This window comes from Achromobacter sp. Marseille-Q4954 (assembly GCF_943737025.1).
Lineage (GTDB): Bacteria > Pseudomonadota > Gammaproteobacteria > Burkholderiales > Burkholderiaceae_B > Achromobacter > Achromobacter bronchisepticus_A.
Genome location: NZ_CALSFQ010000002.1, coordinates 197,735 through 212,205, shown reverse-complemented (window position 1 = coordinate 212,205; position 14,471 = coordinate 197,735). Strand labels below are relative to the sequence as shown.

At 67.9% G+C, this 14,471-nt stretch carries 17 protein-coding genes; 11 read left to right on the top strand and 6 right to left on the bottom strand.

What is annotated here, in order from left to right:
* Positions 1-2: 2 nt before the first annotated feature.
* From NGK62_RS19010 to NGK62_RS19000, 3 genes are read left to right on the top strand one after another with little or no spacing between them, the layout of a single operon-like run.
* Positions 3-992, top strand: a complete 990-nt coding sequence (locus tag NGK62_RS19010) for an ABC transporter ATP-binding protein (RefSeq protein ID WP_251879831.1) — start codon at positions 3-5, stop codon at positions 990-992.
* Positions 989-1,960 (top strand): ABC transporter ATP-binding protein, encoded by a 972-nt coding sequence (locus NGK62_RS19005; protein ID WP_059380107.1) that lies wholly within the window; start codon positions 989-991, stop codon positions 1,958-1,960. Before NGK62_RS19010 ends, NGK62_RS19005 begins: the two co-directional genes overlap by 4 nt.
* A complete protein-coding gene (locus NGK62_RS19000; RefSeq protein ID WP_251879829.1) occupies positions 1,957-3,351 on the top strand; it encodes a M20 family metallopeptidase in 1,395 nt (464 codons plus the stop codon). The genes NGK62_RS19005 and NGK62_RS19000 overlap by 4 nt, the downstream gene beginning before the upstream one ends.
* Before the next feature lie 47 nt (positions 3,352-3,398).
* Here NGK62_RS19000 and NGK62_RS18995 read toward each other — a convergent pair whose 3' ends face one another.
* A complete protein-coding gene (locus NGK62_RS18995; RefSeq protein WP_251879826.1) occupies positions 3,399-4,295 on the bottom strand; it encodes a LysR family transcriptional regulator in 897 nt (298 codons plus the stop codon).
* 112 nt (positions 4,296-4,407) lie between these two features.
* Here NGK62_RS18995 and NGK62_RS18990 point away from each other — a divergent pair, with 112 nt between their 5' ends.
* Positions 4,408-4,803 (top strand): hypothetical protein, encoded by a 396-nt coding sequence (locus NGK62_RS18990; protein WP_118933935.1) that lies wholly within the window; start codon positions 4,408-4,410, stop codon positions 4,801-4,803.
* A gap of 70 nt (positions 4,804-4,873) precedes the next feature.
* Here the strand turns inward: NGK62_RS18990 and NGK62_RS18985 are convergent, their stop codons facing one another.
* A complete protein-coding gene (locus NGK62_RS18985) occupies positions 4,874-5,419 on the bottom strand; it encodes a TetR/AcrR family transcriptional regulator (protein WP_251879824.1) in 546 nt (181 codons plus the stop codon).
* Positions 5,420-5,571: 152 nt separating this feature from the next.
* On the opposite strand from NGK62_RS18985, the gene NGK62_RS18980 reads away from it, so the two are divergent.
* The 3 genes from NGK62_RS18980 (at position 5,572) to NGK62_RS18970 (ending at position 7,832) form a co-directional block, all read left to right on the top strand.
* Positions 5,572-6,030 carry a hypothetical protein gene (locus tag NGK62_RS18980; protein ID WP_059380112.1) on the top strand — a complete coding sequence of 153 codons (459 nt, stop codon included), beginning with the start codon at positions 5,572-5,574 and terminating at the stop codon, positions 6,028-6,030.
* 119 nt (positions 6,031-6,149) lie between these two features.
* Positions 6,150-6,725, top strand: a complete 576-nt coding sequence (locus NGK62_RS18975; RefSeq protein ID WP_059380113.1) for a hypothetical protein — start codon at positions 6,150-6,152, stop codon at positions 6,723-6,725.
* Between the two features lie 129 nt (positions 6,726-6,854).
* Positions 6,855-7,832: a tripartite tricarboxylate transporter substrate binding protein gene (locus NGK62_RS18970; RefSeq protein ID WP_251879822.1), complete on the top strand. Its 978-nt coding sequence runs from the start codon at positions 6,855-6,857 to the stop codon at positions 7,830-7,832.
* A gap of 28 nt (positions 7,833-7,860) precedes the next feature.
* Here NGK62_RS18970 and NGK62_RS18965 read toward each other — a convergent pair whose 3' ends face one another.
* The 3 genes from NGK62_RS18965 to NGK62_RS18955 all read right to left on the bottom strand — a co-directional run bounded on the left by NGK62_RS18965 (position 7,861) and on the right by NGK62_RS18955 (position 9,056).
* A complete protein-coding gene (locus NGK62_RS18965; protein ID WP_251879820.1) occupies positions 7,861-8,178 on the bottom strand; it encodes a hypothetical protein in 318 nt (105 codons plus the stop codon).
* A complete protein-coding gene (locus tag NGK62_RS18960; protein WP_251879818.1) occupies positions 8,168-8,686 on the bottom strand; it encodes a 2-thiouracil desulfurase family protein in 519 nt (172 codons plus the stop codon). Before NGK62_RS18960 ends, NGK62_RS18965 begins: the two co-directional genes overlap by 11 nt.
* 103 nt (positions 8,687-8,789) lie before the next feature.
* On the bottom strand, positions 8,790-9,056 hold the full coding sequence (locus NGK62_RS18955; protein WP_118933939.1) for a hypothetical protein: 267 nt from the start codon (positions 9,054-9,056) through the stop codon (positions 8,790-8,792).
* A 97-nt stretch (positions 9,057-9,153) separates the two neighbouring features.
* Here NGK62_RS18955 and NGK62_RS18950 point away from each other — a divergent pair, with 97 nt between their 5' ends.
* Positions 9,154-9,948 carry an AraC family transcriptional regulator gene (locus NGK62_RS18950; RefSeq protein WP_251879816.1) on the top strand — a complete coding sequence of 265 codons (795 nt, stop codon included), beginning with the start codon at positions 9,154-9,156 and terminating at the stop codon, positions 9,946-9,948.
* Between the two features lie 26 nt (positions 9,949-9,974).
* Here NGK62_RS18950 and NGK62_RS18945 read toward each other — a convergent pair whose 3' ends face one another.
* On the bottom strand, positions 9,975-11,717 hold the full coding sequence (locus tag NGK62_RS18945) for an NYN domain-containing protein (protein ID WP_251879814.1): 1,743 nt from the start codon (positions 11,715-11,717) through the stop codon (positions 9,975-9,977).
* Positions 11,718-11,818: 101 nt separating this feature from the next.
* Here NGK62_RS18945 and NGK62_RS18940 point away from each other — a divergent pair, with 101 nt between their 5' ends.
* The 3 genes from NGK62_RS18940 to NGK62_RS18930 all read left to right on the top strand — a co-directional run bounded on the left by NGK62_RS18940 (position 11,819) and on the right by NGK62_RS18930 (position 14,462).
* Positions 11,819-12,388: a GNAT family N-acetyltransferase gene (locus tag NGK62_RS18940; RefSeq protein WP_251879812.1), complete on the top strand. Its 570-nt coding sequence runs from the start codon at positions 11,819-11,821 to the stop codon at positions 12,386-12,388.
* A 221-nt stretch (positions 12,389-12,609) separates the two neighbouring features.
* Positions 12,610-13,500, top strand: coding sequence for a motility protein A (locus tag NGK62_RS18935; protein WP_059380121.1), 891 nt, complete (start codon positions 12,610-12,612; stop codon positions 13,498-13,500).
* Positions 13,497-14,462, top strand: a complete 966-nt coding sequence (locus NGK62_RS18930; protein ID WP_251879810.1) for an OmpA/MotB family protein — start codon at positions 13,497-13,499, stop codon at positions 14,460-14,462. The genes NGK62_RS18935 and NGK62_RS18930 overlap by 4 nt, the downstream gene beginning before the upstream one ends.
* The last annotated feature ends 9 nt before the right edge of the window (positions 14,463-14,471 follow it).

The following is a 14,471-nucleotide window of genomic DNA, read 5'->3' as shown; positions in this document are numbered from 1 at the left end:
GCATGAGCGACACCGACATCGTGCTGGATGTGCAGGGCCTGACCGTCGACATCGCCACGCCGCGCGGCCCGCTGCATGCGGTGCGCGACGTGTCCTTCCAGGTCCGGCGCGGCGAAACGCTGTGCCTGGTGGGGGAATCCGGCTGCGGCAAGTCCATGACCTCGCTGGCCATCATGGGGCTCTTGCCCAAGGCTGCCCGCCGCAGCACGCGCCGGCTGGCGGTGCTGGGCGAAGACCTCTCGAACGCACGCGGCGGCCGCATCAACGCCTTGCGCGGCAGCAAGATGGCGATGATCTTCCAGGAACCCATGACGGCGCTGAATCCCGCCTACGCCATCGGCGAGCAGCTGACCGAGCATTACATCCACCACTGCAAGGCCGGCGCGCGCCAGGCGCGCGACCGCGCGGTGGAACTGCTGGAGAAGGTCGGCATCGCCTCGGCGGCGCAGCGCCTGTCGCAGTATCCGCACCAGTTGTCGGGCGGCCTGCGCCAACGCGTGATGATCGCCATGGCGCTGATGTGCGGACCGGAACTGCTGATCGCCGACGAGCCCAGCACCGCGCTGGACGTCACCATCCAGGCGCAGATCCTGCGCCTGCTGGCCGACCTGCAGGCCGAGCTGGGCATCGCCATGGTGCTGATCACCCACGACCTGGGCGTGGTGGCGCGCATCGCGCGCCAGGTGGCGGTGATGTACGCGGGCCAGATCGTGGAAGAAGGACCGGTGGCGGAACTGTTCGCCTCGCCGCGTCATCCCTACACCCAGGGGCTCCTGGGCTGTATCCCCGTACCTGGGCGCACGCCGCCCGGCGAGGCGCTGGGCACCATACCCGGCGTCGTGCCCGCGCTGGTGGGCGAGCTGCAAGGCTGCGCCTTCCGCGACCGCTGCCCGCACGCCCAGCCGCAATGCCGCCATGAGGTGCCCGTGCATGGCGCCGCCTCGGGCCAGCAATGGCGCTGCATCCTCGAATCCGAAGGAGTCCCGGCATGAGCCCCTTGCTGCAAGCCGAGGCCGTCAGCAGGCAATTCTCGATCCGGTCGGGCATGTTCCGGCCGCGCAGCACGCTGCACGCCGTCAACGGCGTGGACCTGGCGGTGGAGCGCGGCGCGGTGCTGGGCATCGTGGGCGAATCCGGCTGCGGCAAATCCACGCTGGCGCGCATGCTGCTGGGGCTGACGCCGCCCACCGAGGGCGCGATCCGGCTCGACGGCCAGGACATCCGCAGCCTGGGCCGGCGCGCGCTCGCCCGCCGCGTCCAGCCTATCTTCCAGGATCCGTATTCTTCGCTCAATCCGCGCCGCTCCATCGCTTCCATTGTGTCGCTGCCGCTGGAAGTGCACGGCATCGCCAATCCGAAGCAACACAAGGCCATCGAAATGCTGGAGCGCGTGGGCCTGCCGCCGCGGCTGGCCCACAACACGCCGGGCCAGTTGTCCGGCGGGCAGCGCCAGCGCGTGGCGATTGCGCGGGCGCTGGTGATGCATCCCGAGATCGTCATCTGCGACGAGCCGACCTCGGCGCTGGACGTGTCGGTGCAGGCGCAGATCATGAACCTGCTGATGGACCTGCGGCGCGAGTTCAATCTGACCTATGTCTTCATCAGCCACAACCTGGCGGTGGTGGAGCACATCGCCACCCAGGTGGCGGTGATGTACCTGGGCCGGGTGGTGGAATCCGCCGCCACCGCGCAGCTGTTCCATGATCCGCGCCATCCCTACACGCAGGCGCTGCTGGCCTCGGTGCTGACGCCCGAACCCGGCCTGGGCATACCCGACATGGGCCTGGGCCTGTCGTTCCCGGACCCGCTGCGTCCGCCCCCGGGCTGCCCGTTCCATCCGCGCTGCCAGCAAGCCATGGCGCAATGCAAGACCGAGCGCCCGGCATTGGTCCGGCGCGAACAATCCGTGGTGGCCTGCCACCTCTATCCCCCTACCTCCAACGGAGCCCAGCCATCATGACCCGCGCACAAGCCATCGCCCAGGCGGAACAGTGTTTTGATTCCGGCGCCTTCCGCGCGCTCTTGGCTCGCCGCCTGGCCCAGCCCACCGAGAGCCAGAACCCCGCGCGCGCGCCCGAACTCGCCGCCTACCTGGAAGCCGAGATCCGGCCCGCCTTCGAGGCCCTGGGCTTCACCTGCCGCACGCTGACGCACCCCAAGGCGCTGGCGCCGTTCCTGTATGCCGAGCGCATCGAGGATCCCGTCCTGCCCACCGTATTGGGCTACGGCCATGGGGACGTCATCCGCGGCCTGGAAAAGGAATGGAAGGAAGGCCTGTCGCCCTGGGCGCTGACCGAGTCCGAGGGCCGCTGGTATGGCCGCGGCATCGCCGACAACAAGGGCCAGCACAGCATCAACATGGAGGCGCTGCGCCTGGTGCTGGAAACGCGCGGCAAGCTGGGCTTCAACGCCAAGTACCTGATCGAGATGGGTGAGGAAACCGGCTCCATGGGCCTGCGCGACCTGTGCGAGGAGCATCGCGCAATGCTGGCGGCGGACCTGCTCATCGCCTCCGACGGCCCGCGGCTGAGCGCCGAACGCCCAACCATCTTCCTCGGCGCGCGCGGCAGCCTGAACTTCGACCTGAGCATCGAGGCCCGCGCGGGCGGACATCATTCGGGCAACTGGGGCGGCCTGATCTCCAACCCGGGCATCCAGCTGGCCCATGCCATCTCCTCCCTGGTTTCGCCCTCCGGCCAGATCCGCATCCCGGAATGGGTGCCGCGTGAACTGCCCGACGCCGTGCGGCGCGCCCTGGCCGATTGCCAGGTGGACGGCGGCGCCGACGGCCCGGAGATCGAGCCCTGGTGGGGCGAGCCGGGCCTGTCGCCGGCCGAACGCGTGTTCGGCTGGTGCTCGTTCGAGGTGCTGGCGTACAAGACCGGCAATCCCGACACGCCCGTCAACGCCATTCCGCCGCGCGCCTGGGCGCGCTGCCAATTGCGCTTCGTGGTGGGCGTGGATCCGGACGACCTGGTCCCCGCCCTACGCCGCCACCTGGACCGCCAGGGCTTTCCCATGGTCCAGATCACGCTGACGCGCGAGAACATGTTCCGCGCCACCCGCATCGACCCCGACGACGCCTGGGTGCGCTGGGCGGTAGATTCGCTGGAGCGCACCTCCGGCGCCAAGACCGCCGTGCTGCCCAACCTGGGCGGTTCCCTGCCCAACGACATCTTCACCGACGTGTTGGGCCTGCGCACGATCTGGGTGCCGCACTCCTATCCAGGCTGTTCCCAGCACGCGCCGAATGAACACTTGCCGCCGGCTTTGCTGCGGCAGGCGTTGAGCCTGATGACGGGACTGTATTGGGACTTGGGCGCGGGCGGCACGCCGGCATTGGAGCGCTGAGACGCGAGGCCACGGCCCGTTCGCATTCAAAGGACCATGCGCCGGCCTTAAGCCTTGCCGGACGGCCCCAGCCGCTCCCGCAGGAAATCGATGAAGCGCCGAACCTTGACGCTGACGTGGCGAGTGTCGGGATAGACCGCGTAGACCTCCAGGCGCGGCAGCGCATACGAAGGCAGCAGGCGTTGCAGCGAGCCGCGCGCCAAAGGCTCTTCCAGCAGCCATTCCGGCAACGCGGCCACGCCGCATCCGGCCTCGGCGAACGCCAGGAGCGCCGAGGCGGTGTCGGCCTGCGCCACGGGCGCCACGCGCAGCTCGTGCTCGCGGCCCTTGCTGTCCGTCAGCCGCCAGCGATCGCTGCGGCCAGGGCGGTTGGCCAGCCAGGGCAACGCTGCCAGCGCCTGCGGCGTGCGCGGCGCGCCGTGCTGCGCCAACAGGTCCGGACTGGCCACGATCCACAGCTTGAACTGGCCGATGCGCGTGGCGCGGTAGCTGGAATCCTCCAACATCCCCACCCGTATGGCCAGGTCCAGACGCTCGGCGATCAGGTCGGCATGCGCCGACCCGGCGCGGTAATCCACCCGCAAGGCGGGATGCGCGCGCGCGAATGCCGCCAGCGCCGGCGCCACCACCCGGTTGCCGTAGTCCACCGACGCCGTCACCCGCAGGCTGCCCGACAAGGCCGTCTGGCCGGAACGCGCCTCGTCCACCGCCGCCTCGGCGTCGCGCAGCAGGCGCGCGCAGTGGCCGTAGAAGCCTTCGCCCGCTTCGGTCAACGCCAGCCGCCGGGTGCTGCGCGTCAGCAACGCCACGCCCAGTTCCTGTTCCAACTGCTTGACGTTGAAGCTGACCACCGCCTTGGTCGTGCCCAGCGCCTCGGCCGCCGCCGTAAAAGAACCGGCCTCGGCTACCGCCGCATACATTGCCAGACGATTCAGATTGATCATGGAAGGCCTGGATAGATTGTCAAAAAAACACGAACAGTATATCCATCGACAGGTCGTTTTTCGGGAACAACACGGCTCCTAGAATGGCGCACCCTTTCCATGGATCCTTCCCATGTCAGATCTTTCTTCCCATTGCCTGCGCCTGACTCTCGACGTCCATTCCCGTATCGAACAGTGGATAGGCTCGCCCGATGCTCCCGACGCGCAGTTGGCCAGCCTGCTCGAGGACTTTGCGCCCGGCTTCAGCATGATCGCGGCCGACGGCCAGCGCCTGCCCGCGGAGGCTTTGCCGGCCTTGTTCGGCAGGTTGCGAGGCGCCCGCCCCGGTCTGAAGATCGACATCGACGAGCTGGCCGTGCTGCACGCCGGCGCGGATTCGGTTTTACTGAGTTACCGTGAACGCCACGCCTGGAGCGCGGGCGCGACCCAGCGGCGGGCGACGGCGCTGTTTGCCGTCCAGCCCGGCGGCCAGCCGCAATGGATGTATCTGCAAGAAACCTGGGCTTGAGAGCCGGACGGGCGCGCCCGCGATTCAGGCCCGGACCGCAACCAGAGTCCGGCCAAAAAAAAGCCTCCGGCTAGGAGGCTTGTCGGAGTGGCTTTCGTATCCCGTCCAGCAGCAGGCTGGTGATGACTTCCGCCAGGGCCTGCTGCCCGGCCGCATCCGGCTCCTGCCGCGTGAACCGTTCAATGATGCCCATCATGGATTGGGCATACCAGTCGGCCGGAATGTCCTCGCGGAGCAGGCCCACCTGCTGCTCGGCCCTCACGTTGTCGGCGATCATCGCCGCCAGCTCGTTCTTGAGCGCCTCGGCCTCGGCGGCCTGGAAGAAGCCGATGCGCGTCAGGTTCGGATCTTCCTGCAGAATGGCGAGCAGGCCGCTCACGCCCAGGCGGACGCGGCTGTCCAATCCGGCGTCCTGCAGGCCGTCCGGCATGCGCGCCTGGCCGATGGCCTGGCGCAGGCGCTGCGCGAACAGGCCCACGAGTTCGTCGTAGGCCGCCTGTTTGCCGGCGAAGTATTGATAGAAGACAGGCTGGGTCACGCCGGCCCGGGCGACGATGTCGCTGATCCGGGTATGCTGAAATCCGCGTTCCGCGAATTCCGCCGCCGCGACCTCCAAAAGTTGAGCCCGTGTACGTTCACCCTTGGTGAGACGCTTGTCTTGCGGTAAAGAAGAGGGTCGTGCCGTAATCATCGCGAGAAAATACTACCCTTCCGCGCTTTTAGCCACTGGTTTTACCCACGGTTCCCACAACGGATACAACCATTGCAATGTCCTTCCCAAAGTGCTTGCCAACTATTGCGATCCTGGCGCTCGCCAGCCTGCTTTCGGGTTGCGTGCCCTACCCCGTGTACAAGACCATGCAGCCCGATGCCCGCGCCACCGTGCTGGACGAAAACTCCCAGCCTCTGGCCGATGCGCGGGTGGTGTTGATCAGCAGCACCTTTCCCTATGGCCGAGAGCAGTTCCGCAATGAAACCCGCAGCGCGTCCGACGGCAGCGCCGCGTTCGAGGCCCTGAAGGAATGGCGCGCCGAATCGATGATGATCCACGGAGCGCAGGTGTACTTCTGGAACTGGTGCGTGGAGAAGACGGGCTACGAAACCTACATGACGCTGGACCGCGACGCGGCGTATTTCAACGACAAACCGCAGATCACGCTGCGCCCCGGCGAGTCGCGTTCCTGCAACAACTGGCCCGACCGTCAGGACCCGTCAGCCTCTCGCTGAAATCAGTTGAAATCTCCGTAGCGCTTGAGACACTTTATGGAAGCGGCCAAGCGGTAAAGTGGCAATATCGGTCCGAGTCCGGCGTTACGTTGGGCCCGAGGCGGATCAGGAGCAAGATCATGAAGCGGTTTTCTGGCCGGATGGCCATCGTCGCGGCGCTGGCATTGGCCGTGGCAAGCGCGCCTGCCATGGCTGGCGGACGTGGCGGCGGCTATTGGGGCGGCGGCCACGGCGGATATCACGGTGGCGGATACCACGGCGGATATCACAATTACCATGGCGGCGGCGGCAGTTCCGATGGCTGGTGGATAGGCGGCGCGTTCGCCCTGGCCACCATAGGCCTGCTGCTGGCGGCCGATTCCGGACCCTCGTACACCCAGGCCGGCGTCTATTCGTCGGGCGTGGGCTACACCAGCCCGCCGGTCTACGCGGCCCCCGTCTACAACGCGCCGGTGTACGAAGCGCAGCCCGTGTACAGCGCGCCCCAGCCCCAGTACGAGCCGGTGCAGTACGAATCCGTGCCGCCCGTCAACAGCGCGCAGGCCAGCGCCACCCTGGACTGCCAGCGCTGGGCCATGAACCAGAGCGGCTACGACCCGGCCACCATCACGCAATGGACCACCCAGGTCATGGTGGACTCCTACAACCGGGCGCTCGATTCCTGCATGACCAGCCGCGGCTATCGCGCGCACTGATACGGCATTCCGGGTATTCCCGCTTGTCCCGCCGCGCCGGCCTGCCCACACTGCATGCCGGCGCGCCTCATTGAAGGACCGTCGCCGCGTCCCGGCGGACAGGCCGCCGGGCATAGACAAGGGGAAAGCATGTTGGATTTCAAGCGGATCGCGGGGCTGTGCGCCATCGGCGCAGCCTGCGCGTTCTCTGCCGCCGCGCACGCGCAGGCCGACGCCCGGACCCAGGCCATGACCATCGTCGTGCCCTATGGCGCGGGCGGCATCGTCGACAACACCGCGCGCGCCTTCGCACAGAAGCTGGCGACGGAACTGGGCCGGCCCGTGGTGGTCGAGAACCGCGGCGGCGCGGGCGGCATGATAGGCATGAACACGGTGGCGCGGGCGCACGACGAGAACACCTTGGCCTTTACCGCCGTCAGCCCCGTCACGCTGTCGCCGCATGTGATGAAGACGCTGTACGACCCCTTGAAGGATCTGGCGCCGGTGGCGTCCGTGATGTATTCGCCGGTCTATCTGGTCGGCGGCCCGAAGTTCACGGGCAAGACCTTCCAGGACATGCTGGCCCAGGCCAAGGCCGATCCCGGCGGCCTGTCGCTGGCGACGGCCGGCGTGGGGTCGCTGGGGCATTTGATGCTGGAGCAGATCAATGGCCAGACGGGCGTACGCATCACGCACGTGCCGTACAAGGGCATGGCGCAGATGGTGCCCGACGCTCTCGGCGGCCAGTTCACGCTGATGCTGGTGAATGCCTCAGGTCCGGTCAATGCGCTGATCGACGAAGGCAAGCTCACGCTGCTGGCGGTGGGTTCGCCCGCCCGGCTGCCGGGACGGCCCGGCACGCCCACGCTGGCCGAACTGGGCTACCCCATGGCCAACATGACATCCACTTTCGGGTTTTTCGCGCCGGCCAGCACCAGTCCGGATTTCCGTCAGCGCATGAACGGCCTGATCAACCGCATCGCCGCCATGCCGGACATCAACAAGCCGCTGACGGACGCGCTGAACATCATGTCGCCCGGCACGGTGGAGCAGTTCACGGCCCAGGTGCAGAAGGAATATGCCGATAACGGCCAGATCGTGAAGCAGGCCAACATCCGCAGCGAATGAGCGCGTGAGACAGGAAGCGGCTGGCGGCTCAGCGGCGCCAGCCGCGCCAGGCGCACAGCAGGCCGATGGCCAGCATGACGCCGGCGGGCAGGATCCAGACGAATCCCGAATCCGTGTAGACCACCTGCTCGACCGGGTCGTAGTAACGGCCCAGCTCGTTGAAATCCCACTTCAGGTATTGCGCATACCAGGCGTAGAAAAAGAGCGCGGACAGGGCCAGGCTTGCGCCGGCGGCCGCACGCAGCAGGCCTTTGCTGCGGCCGGTGCGCACGGCCGCCTTCCAGGCCAGGACCGCGCAGCCTGCCACGGCCAGCAGCACCAGCAGGTCGCCCACGTCAGCGCCCATCCCAACGCCCATCCGCCGCCTCCAGGCCGGCCAGACAGGCCTGGGCCTCATCCCATTGCTTTTCACTGAAGACGCGCAGGCCGGCACGGGCCAGCAGTTCGGCCGTCACGCCCACGCCGGGCTGCTTGCGGCCGGCGAAATGGCCGTCGTACACGTAGCCGCTGCCGCAAGAAGGACTGCCCTCCTTCAGTACCGCGATGCCGATGCCATGCTTGCGCGCGGCTTCCAGCGCCGCTTGCGCGCCGTGCACGAAGGGGGCGGTGACGTCCTCGCCCGACACCGCTATCACCCGGGCGCGGCCAGCCAACACGGCGGCGGCGTCCGAGTCCGGCTCGATCTCGGCGGGCGGGCGCGGAACCGGCATGCCGCCCGCCATTTCCGGACAGACCGCCACCACCCGGCCCTCGTCCCGCCAGCGGGCCAGCACGGCGTTGTCATGGGACACGCCGCGTCCGTCGTAGCGCACGGGGTTGCCCAGCAGACAGGAACTGACCAGAACGTATTGCATGCGTAATCCGAGGCAATGAGCCGCTGCGCAGCGCGCGGCCCGTATCCAAAGCATGCATGATAGAGCACCGGACCTGGCTGCTGGTCGTCCGCATAGCCTGGGCTCAGCTTGCCGCCGCGCCCATTTCAAGCAACCACGCGCGCAGCGCAGGATCGCGCACTTGCAGCACCTCGAACAGTCCCAGCGCATTCAACGCCGGCAAGGCCTCCTGGATGTCCCTGCGCGCATCGGCCACGGCCTGGGCCGGCGCCTGCGGATCGAGGCAGACGCGGGCGTTGGCGAGAAAAGCCCCCACCGTTCCCTTGCGAACGGCCACGCCGTTGAACTGGCCCAGATCCCTGCCGTCGGGCAGGACGTCGCTTGCTTTCATGTTGTGCTCCTGTAGGTGTTCGAGACAGGAGTTACGATAGATGCGCCCGCGTGGCAAGTCTGCGCGGTTTTAGCCATTCAATACGGTGTTTCTGCCAATGGCACTGCCTGCCCCAAACGCTCCCCTGCTCGATCCCGGACGCACCCGCGCCGGCGGCGGCCCCAGGCTGATCGCCGTGCGCAGCCAGGACGGCGCGCTGCGCCATACCGCCATGCATCAGCACGCGCGGGGGCAGCTGTTGGGCGCCTATCAAGGCCTGCTGACGGTCTATGCGGGAGACCATCAATGGGTGGTGGCATCCCGACAGGCGGTCTGGATACCCCCCGACGTGCCGCACGGGCTGTACTCGCATGGTCCGTATGCCGGCTACAGCGCGTACTTGAGCCCGGCGGCGTGCGCGGGGCTGCCCGCCGCGCCCTGTGTGCTGCACGCCTCGGACTTGCTGCGGGCCGCCGTGGACCGCGCCGCATCCTGGAGCGACAGTGCGATCGACCCGGCGCGCAGCCGCGTGATCGAGGTGATCCGGGATGAGATCAGAACCCTGCCGAATGCCGGCCGGCCCCTGCTCCTGCCGCGCGACGCGCGGCTGCAGCGCTTGGCGCTTGCGCTATCGGACCAGCCTTCGGACCCCCGGACACAGGAAGAATGGGCCGCCGCCATCGGCATGTCGCCGCGCACGCTGGCGCGCCGTTACCTGGCGGAAACCGGTCTGACCCTGGGCGCCTGGCGGCAGCGCGCCCGTCTGATGCGGGCGCAGGAGATGCTGGCCGAAGGCGCGGCCGTGACCACAGTGGCCTTGGAGCTGGGCTATGACAACGTCAGCGCCTTCATTGCCATGTTCAAGCGCGAACTGGGCGCCACGCCGGGCCGTTACGGCGGCCCGGGCGGTTAAGCGCTGTCAGCCCTGGGGCCCGGGCTTCAGGATTCCTCGGCCGTCTTGCTGGCCCGGCGCGCGCGGGGAGCCGCCTTGCTGGCGGTCTTGGCGGCGCTCTTGCGGGCAGGCTTGGCGGGCGCTTCGGATGCCGCCGCCGCTGGCTCGGACGCCGCCGCTGGCGCGGTCTTGGCGGAGGTCTTGGCGGCAGTCTTCTTGGCGGCGGGACCGCTGCGGGTCGTGGCCCGCTTCGCAGCGGGCTTGTCGGCTGCGGGTTCTGCCGCCGCAGGCGTATCCGCGACCGGCTTGCCGGCCTTGGCCTCGTCCCTTGCGGCAATCCTGGCCATGCCGCCCTCGAACGGGTCGGACATCTTGGCAGGCGTCTTGCTCGCGGGCTGGCTGCGGTTTTCCGCGGCAGGCTGGGCAAAGGTCCATTCAGCGATGTTCACCGCCGGCAGCGGCTGACGCGCCTGCGGCAAGGGCTTGGGCATGGGCGGCAGGCGCGAGGGTTGGACGGGTTTCGATTCCTGCGCCCGAGCCAGGGCGTCGGCCCGCATGGCATCCAGCTTGGCGGCATCCGCTTGTTCGCCGGGCTGCCGGGCGGCGTCGGCCTGCGCGGCTGCCGGCGCGGTAGCGGACGATTGCGCGGCTGGCACGCTTGGAGCCGGCGCCTTGGCCGGCGCTTCGGCCGAGGGTTGCGCGGAAGACACCACGGGCGAAACTTCGGAGGCTGCGGCAGCGCTCTCACCGCCGGCTTCCTGCTCGGCGACCTGGCCGGTTCCCCTGCCCTCGCCGCCCGACTTGCGCCCGCCACGCGATTTGCGGCCGGAGCGGGAACGGGATTCTTCCTGACCCGCTCCGACTGGCGCGTCGCCGGTCTCAGCCGCCGCCGGCTGACGAGTCGAGGCAGAACGGGATCCGCCATCGACGGGGGCTCGGTTCACTGCCGGCGCGCCGCCTGCGCTGTCGCGGTACACATAGGTGCCGGCGTTTTCCTCGCGCCCGACTTCCAGCAGGCCGCGCGACTGCGCCTCGTCCAGCAGGTTGCCGAAGGCGCGAAAGCCGTAGTAGGACTCGTTGAAATCCGGGCGGCGGCGCTTGAGGGCGTCCTTCAGGGCGGACGCCCAGATCTTGCCGCTGTCGCCGCGTTCGGCCATGAGCGCCTCGAAGGTTTCCGCGACCATTTCCACGGCCTGGGTCTTGCGGGCCTCCAGCTCTTCCTTGCGGCGGCGTTCCTCGTCGGGCGTGCGGCGCTGCTGGCCCGCGGCGGCGCCGCCACGGTTGTCGCGGCGCGCGTCCGCCGCGCGCTGGCCTTCGCGCGCCAGGTCGTCATAGAAGATGAATTCATCGCAGTTGGCGATGAGCAAGTCCGAGGTGGACTGCTTCACGCCCACGCCGATCACTTTCTTGTTGTTCTCGCGCAGTTTGGACACCAGGGGCGAAAAATCGGAATCGCCGCTGATGATCACGAAAGTATTGACGTGCGACTTGGTGTAGCAGAAGTCCAGCGCGTCGACCACCAACCGGATGTCGGCGGAATTCTTGCCCGACTGGCGCACGTGCGGGATCTCGATAAGTTCGAAATTGGCCTCGTGCATGGGGGCCTTGAATTCCTTGTACCGCTCCCAGTCGCAATAGGCCTTCTTGACCACGATGCTGCCCTTGAGCAGCAGCCGTTCCAGCACCGGCCGGATATCGAACTTCTGGTACTTGGTGTCGCGTACGCCCAGCGCCACGTTCTCGAAATCACAGAAAAGCGCCATGCTGACGTTTTCGTTGGGGGTATTCATGTTTTTGCTCCAATGCTGCGGCGGCGCCGGGCGAGACGCCGCCAGATGACGCTCATGATATACATATATGCCGCCGGTACGCGGCGCCCACCCCAGCAGCCATGCCTGAAGCTCCGTTGTTTCCCCCTCTTGCCACCGACCGCCTGGTCCTGCAGCCCTTGGAAATCGGCGACGCCGAGGCCATCCAGCGCCTGTTTCCGCAGTGGGAAGTGGTGCGCTACCTGGTCGACCAGGTGCCATGGCCCTACCCGCCCGACGGCGCTCGCAACTATCTGGAGCAAGTGGCGATCCCTGCGATGCGCCAGGGCAAGGAGTGGCATTGGTCCATCCGCACCCGTGAGAACCCCGGCAACCTGATCGGCATCGTCAGCCTGATGGACGACGATTCCTGGAACAACCGCGGTTTTTGGCTGGACCCCGCCCATCACGGCCAGGGCTACATGACCGAGGCCAGCGAAGCCGCTACCGCCTACTGGTTCGAGGTGCTGGGCAAGCCGCTGCTGCGCGCGCCCAAGGCCTCCGTCAACGCGGCTTCGCGCCGCATCTCGGAGCGCGGCGGCATGCGCCTGGTCGCCACCGAAGAGCGCGGTTACGTCAGCGGACGGCTGCCCACGGAAATCTGGGAGATCACGCGCGAGGAATGGTTCGCCCACAAGCCTCGCCAGGGCTGATGCCGGGCCCGCGGCATGCCGGCGCCAGACGCCGGACGATTCCGCGTCTTATCCGCCCCCATTATTTCCGGGACGACGCGCGCCGCCCGCCCGGTCCAAGCCGCCGCTTACCGCCCTTTTCGCCCCGTTTTCCGGCCGATTGACTCGGACCTGCCCTGGCTAGAATTCCCCGAAATCCGGCATTCCGCGTACGGGATGCCTATGTTTATCGGGCAAGATCCATGAATCCGTCTACCGTCATCGGCGCCGCCGTCGGCCTGCTTACCCTGGTTATCGTCGTGGCCCTGGCCGCCACCGACCCCGGCATGTACATCAACCTGCCGGGCCTGGCCATCGTGCTGGGCGGCACCGCGGCCGCCGTGTTCATCGCCTATCCGCTGCCGGAAGTGCTGCGCGTCTTCAAGCTGGTGCGCACCGTCTTTCGCAACGACCAGCACGACCAGCAGCGCGACATCGAGGAACTGGTGTCCATGGCCCAGCTGTGGATGAACACCGACGTCCGCAAGGTCGAGCAGGAACTCAAGAAGGTCAGCAACCCCTTCCTGCGCACCGGCGTGCAGCTGATCATCGACAACACGCCCGAAGACCAGATCATCGAGCTGCTGCAATGGCGCGTGGCGCGGCTGCGCGCCCGCGAGCAGGCCGAGGCGCAGATGTTCCGCGTCATGGCCACCTTCGCCCCGGCCTTCGGCATGCTGGGAACGCTGGTGGGCCTGATCAACCTGATGTCGGTGCTGGGCGACGGCAGCATGCAGATGATCGGCCAGCAGCTGGCCATCGGCCTGATGACCACCTTCTACGGCATCCTGCTGGCCAACCTGGTCTGCAAGCCCATCGCGCTCAAGCTGGAACGCCGCACCGCAAGGCGCGTCGAATCCATGAACATGGTGCTGCAAGGCATCGCCATGATGTGCGAGAAGCGCGGCCCCGCGGTAGTGCGCGAAACCCTGAACTCCTTCGTCATGCACGTCGAGGACGAGATCTACGACGGCGGCGCGGACGCCAAGCCGCAGGCCGCGCAAGCCAAGGCGGAAGGTCAGATCAAACCCGCGGCCAAACCCGCCGCAGCCCAGCCCGTCTCCATCGCCCGTCCTGCCGCCGCGCGCCAATGAGCCTGATTTCCCCCACCCTGGCGCAGCGGATCGAGCAGGCCCGCCAGGCCCAGCTGCGCGCCGAGAAAGCGGCGGCCAACAGCGGCTGGCGTCCCAGCCAGAGCGACCGCAAGGACCGCTATGCCCGCTGGCACGTCGAGGAAACCGTCGAACAGGATTCCGAGAACTGGCTGCTCAGCTACCTGGACCTGATCACCCTGCTCCTGGCCATGCTGGTCGTGCTGCTGGCGCTCACGCGCCTGCATGGCGGCGCATTCGGCCAATCGGAACAGCCGGTGGAGCTGGTCGGCACGCTGGCGGCCAGCGGCCTGCCCACTTACGACGGCGAGTATTCCGAATTCGACGCCGTCCAGATTCCCGCAAGCTGGGCGCAGGCCGAGACGCCGGCGGCCGCCGCCGCGACCACGCCGGCGCAGCCGGCCCTGGAAGGCGAGATCGTCGCCGACGCCGCCCCGCCGCTGCGCGCGCCCTCCAAGGAATCGCTGGGCCTGGGCGACCTGGGCAAATCGGTGGACGTGATCATCAACGAACAGTCGGTGAGCTTTCGCATCAGCAATGAACTGCTGTTTCCGTCCGGCCAGGCCACCCTCAGCCCCACCGGCCTGGACGTGATCAAGCGCCTGGCCGCCATCCTCAACAAGAACGACTACCAGGTCTCGGTCGAGGGCCACAGCGACCCGGTGCCCATCCAGACTCGGCAATTCGCGTCCAACTGGGAACTGTCCAGCAGCCGCGCCACCAGCGTGCTGCGCGAACTGGTCCGCGACGGCGTATCGGCCCAGCGCCTGCGCGCCGTCGGCTACGCCGAGACCCGTCCCATCGAGTCCAACGACACCCCGGCGGGCCGCGCGGCCAACCGGCGGGTGGAACTCATCATGGACATTGCGCCCGCGCAAAAGGCGGCGCAGGGCGCGGCGCCTGGCGCCGCGGCGGCCGCTCCCGCCTCCGCCACAAAATCCTGATCCGGGTCC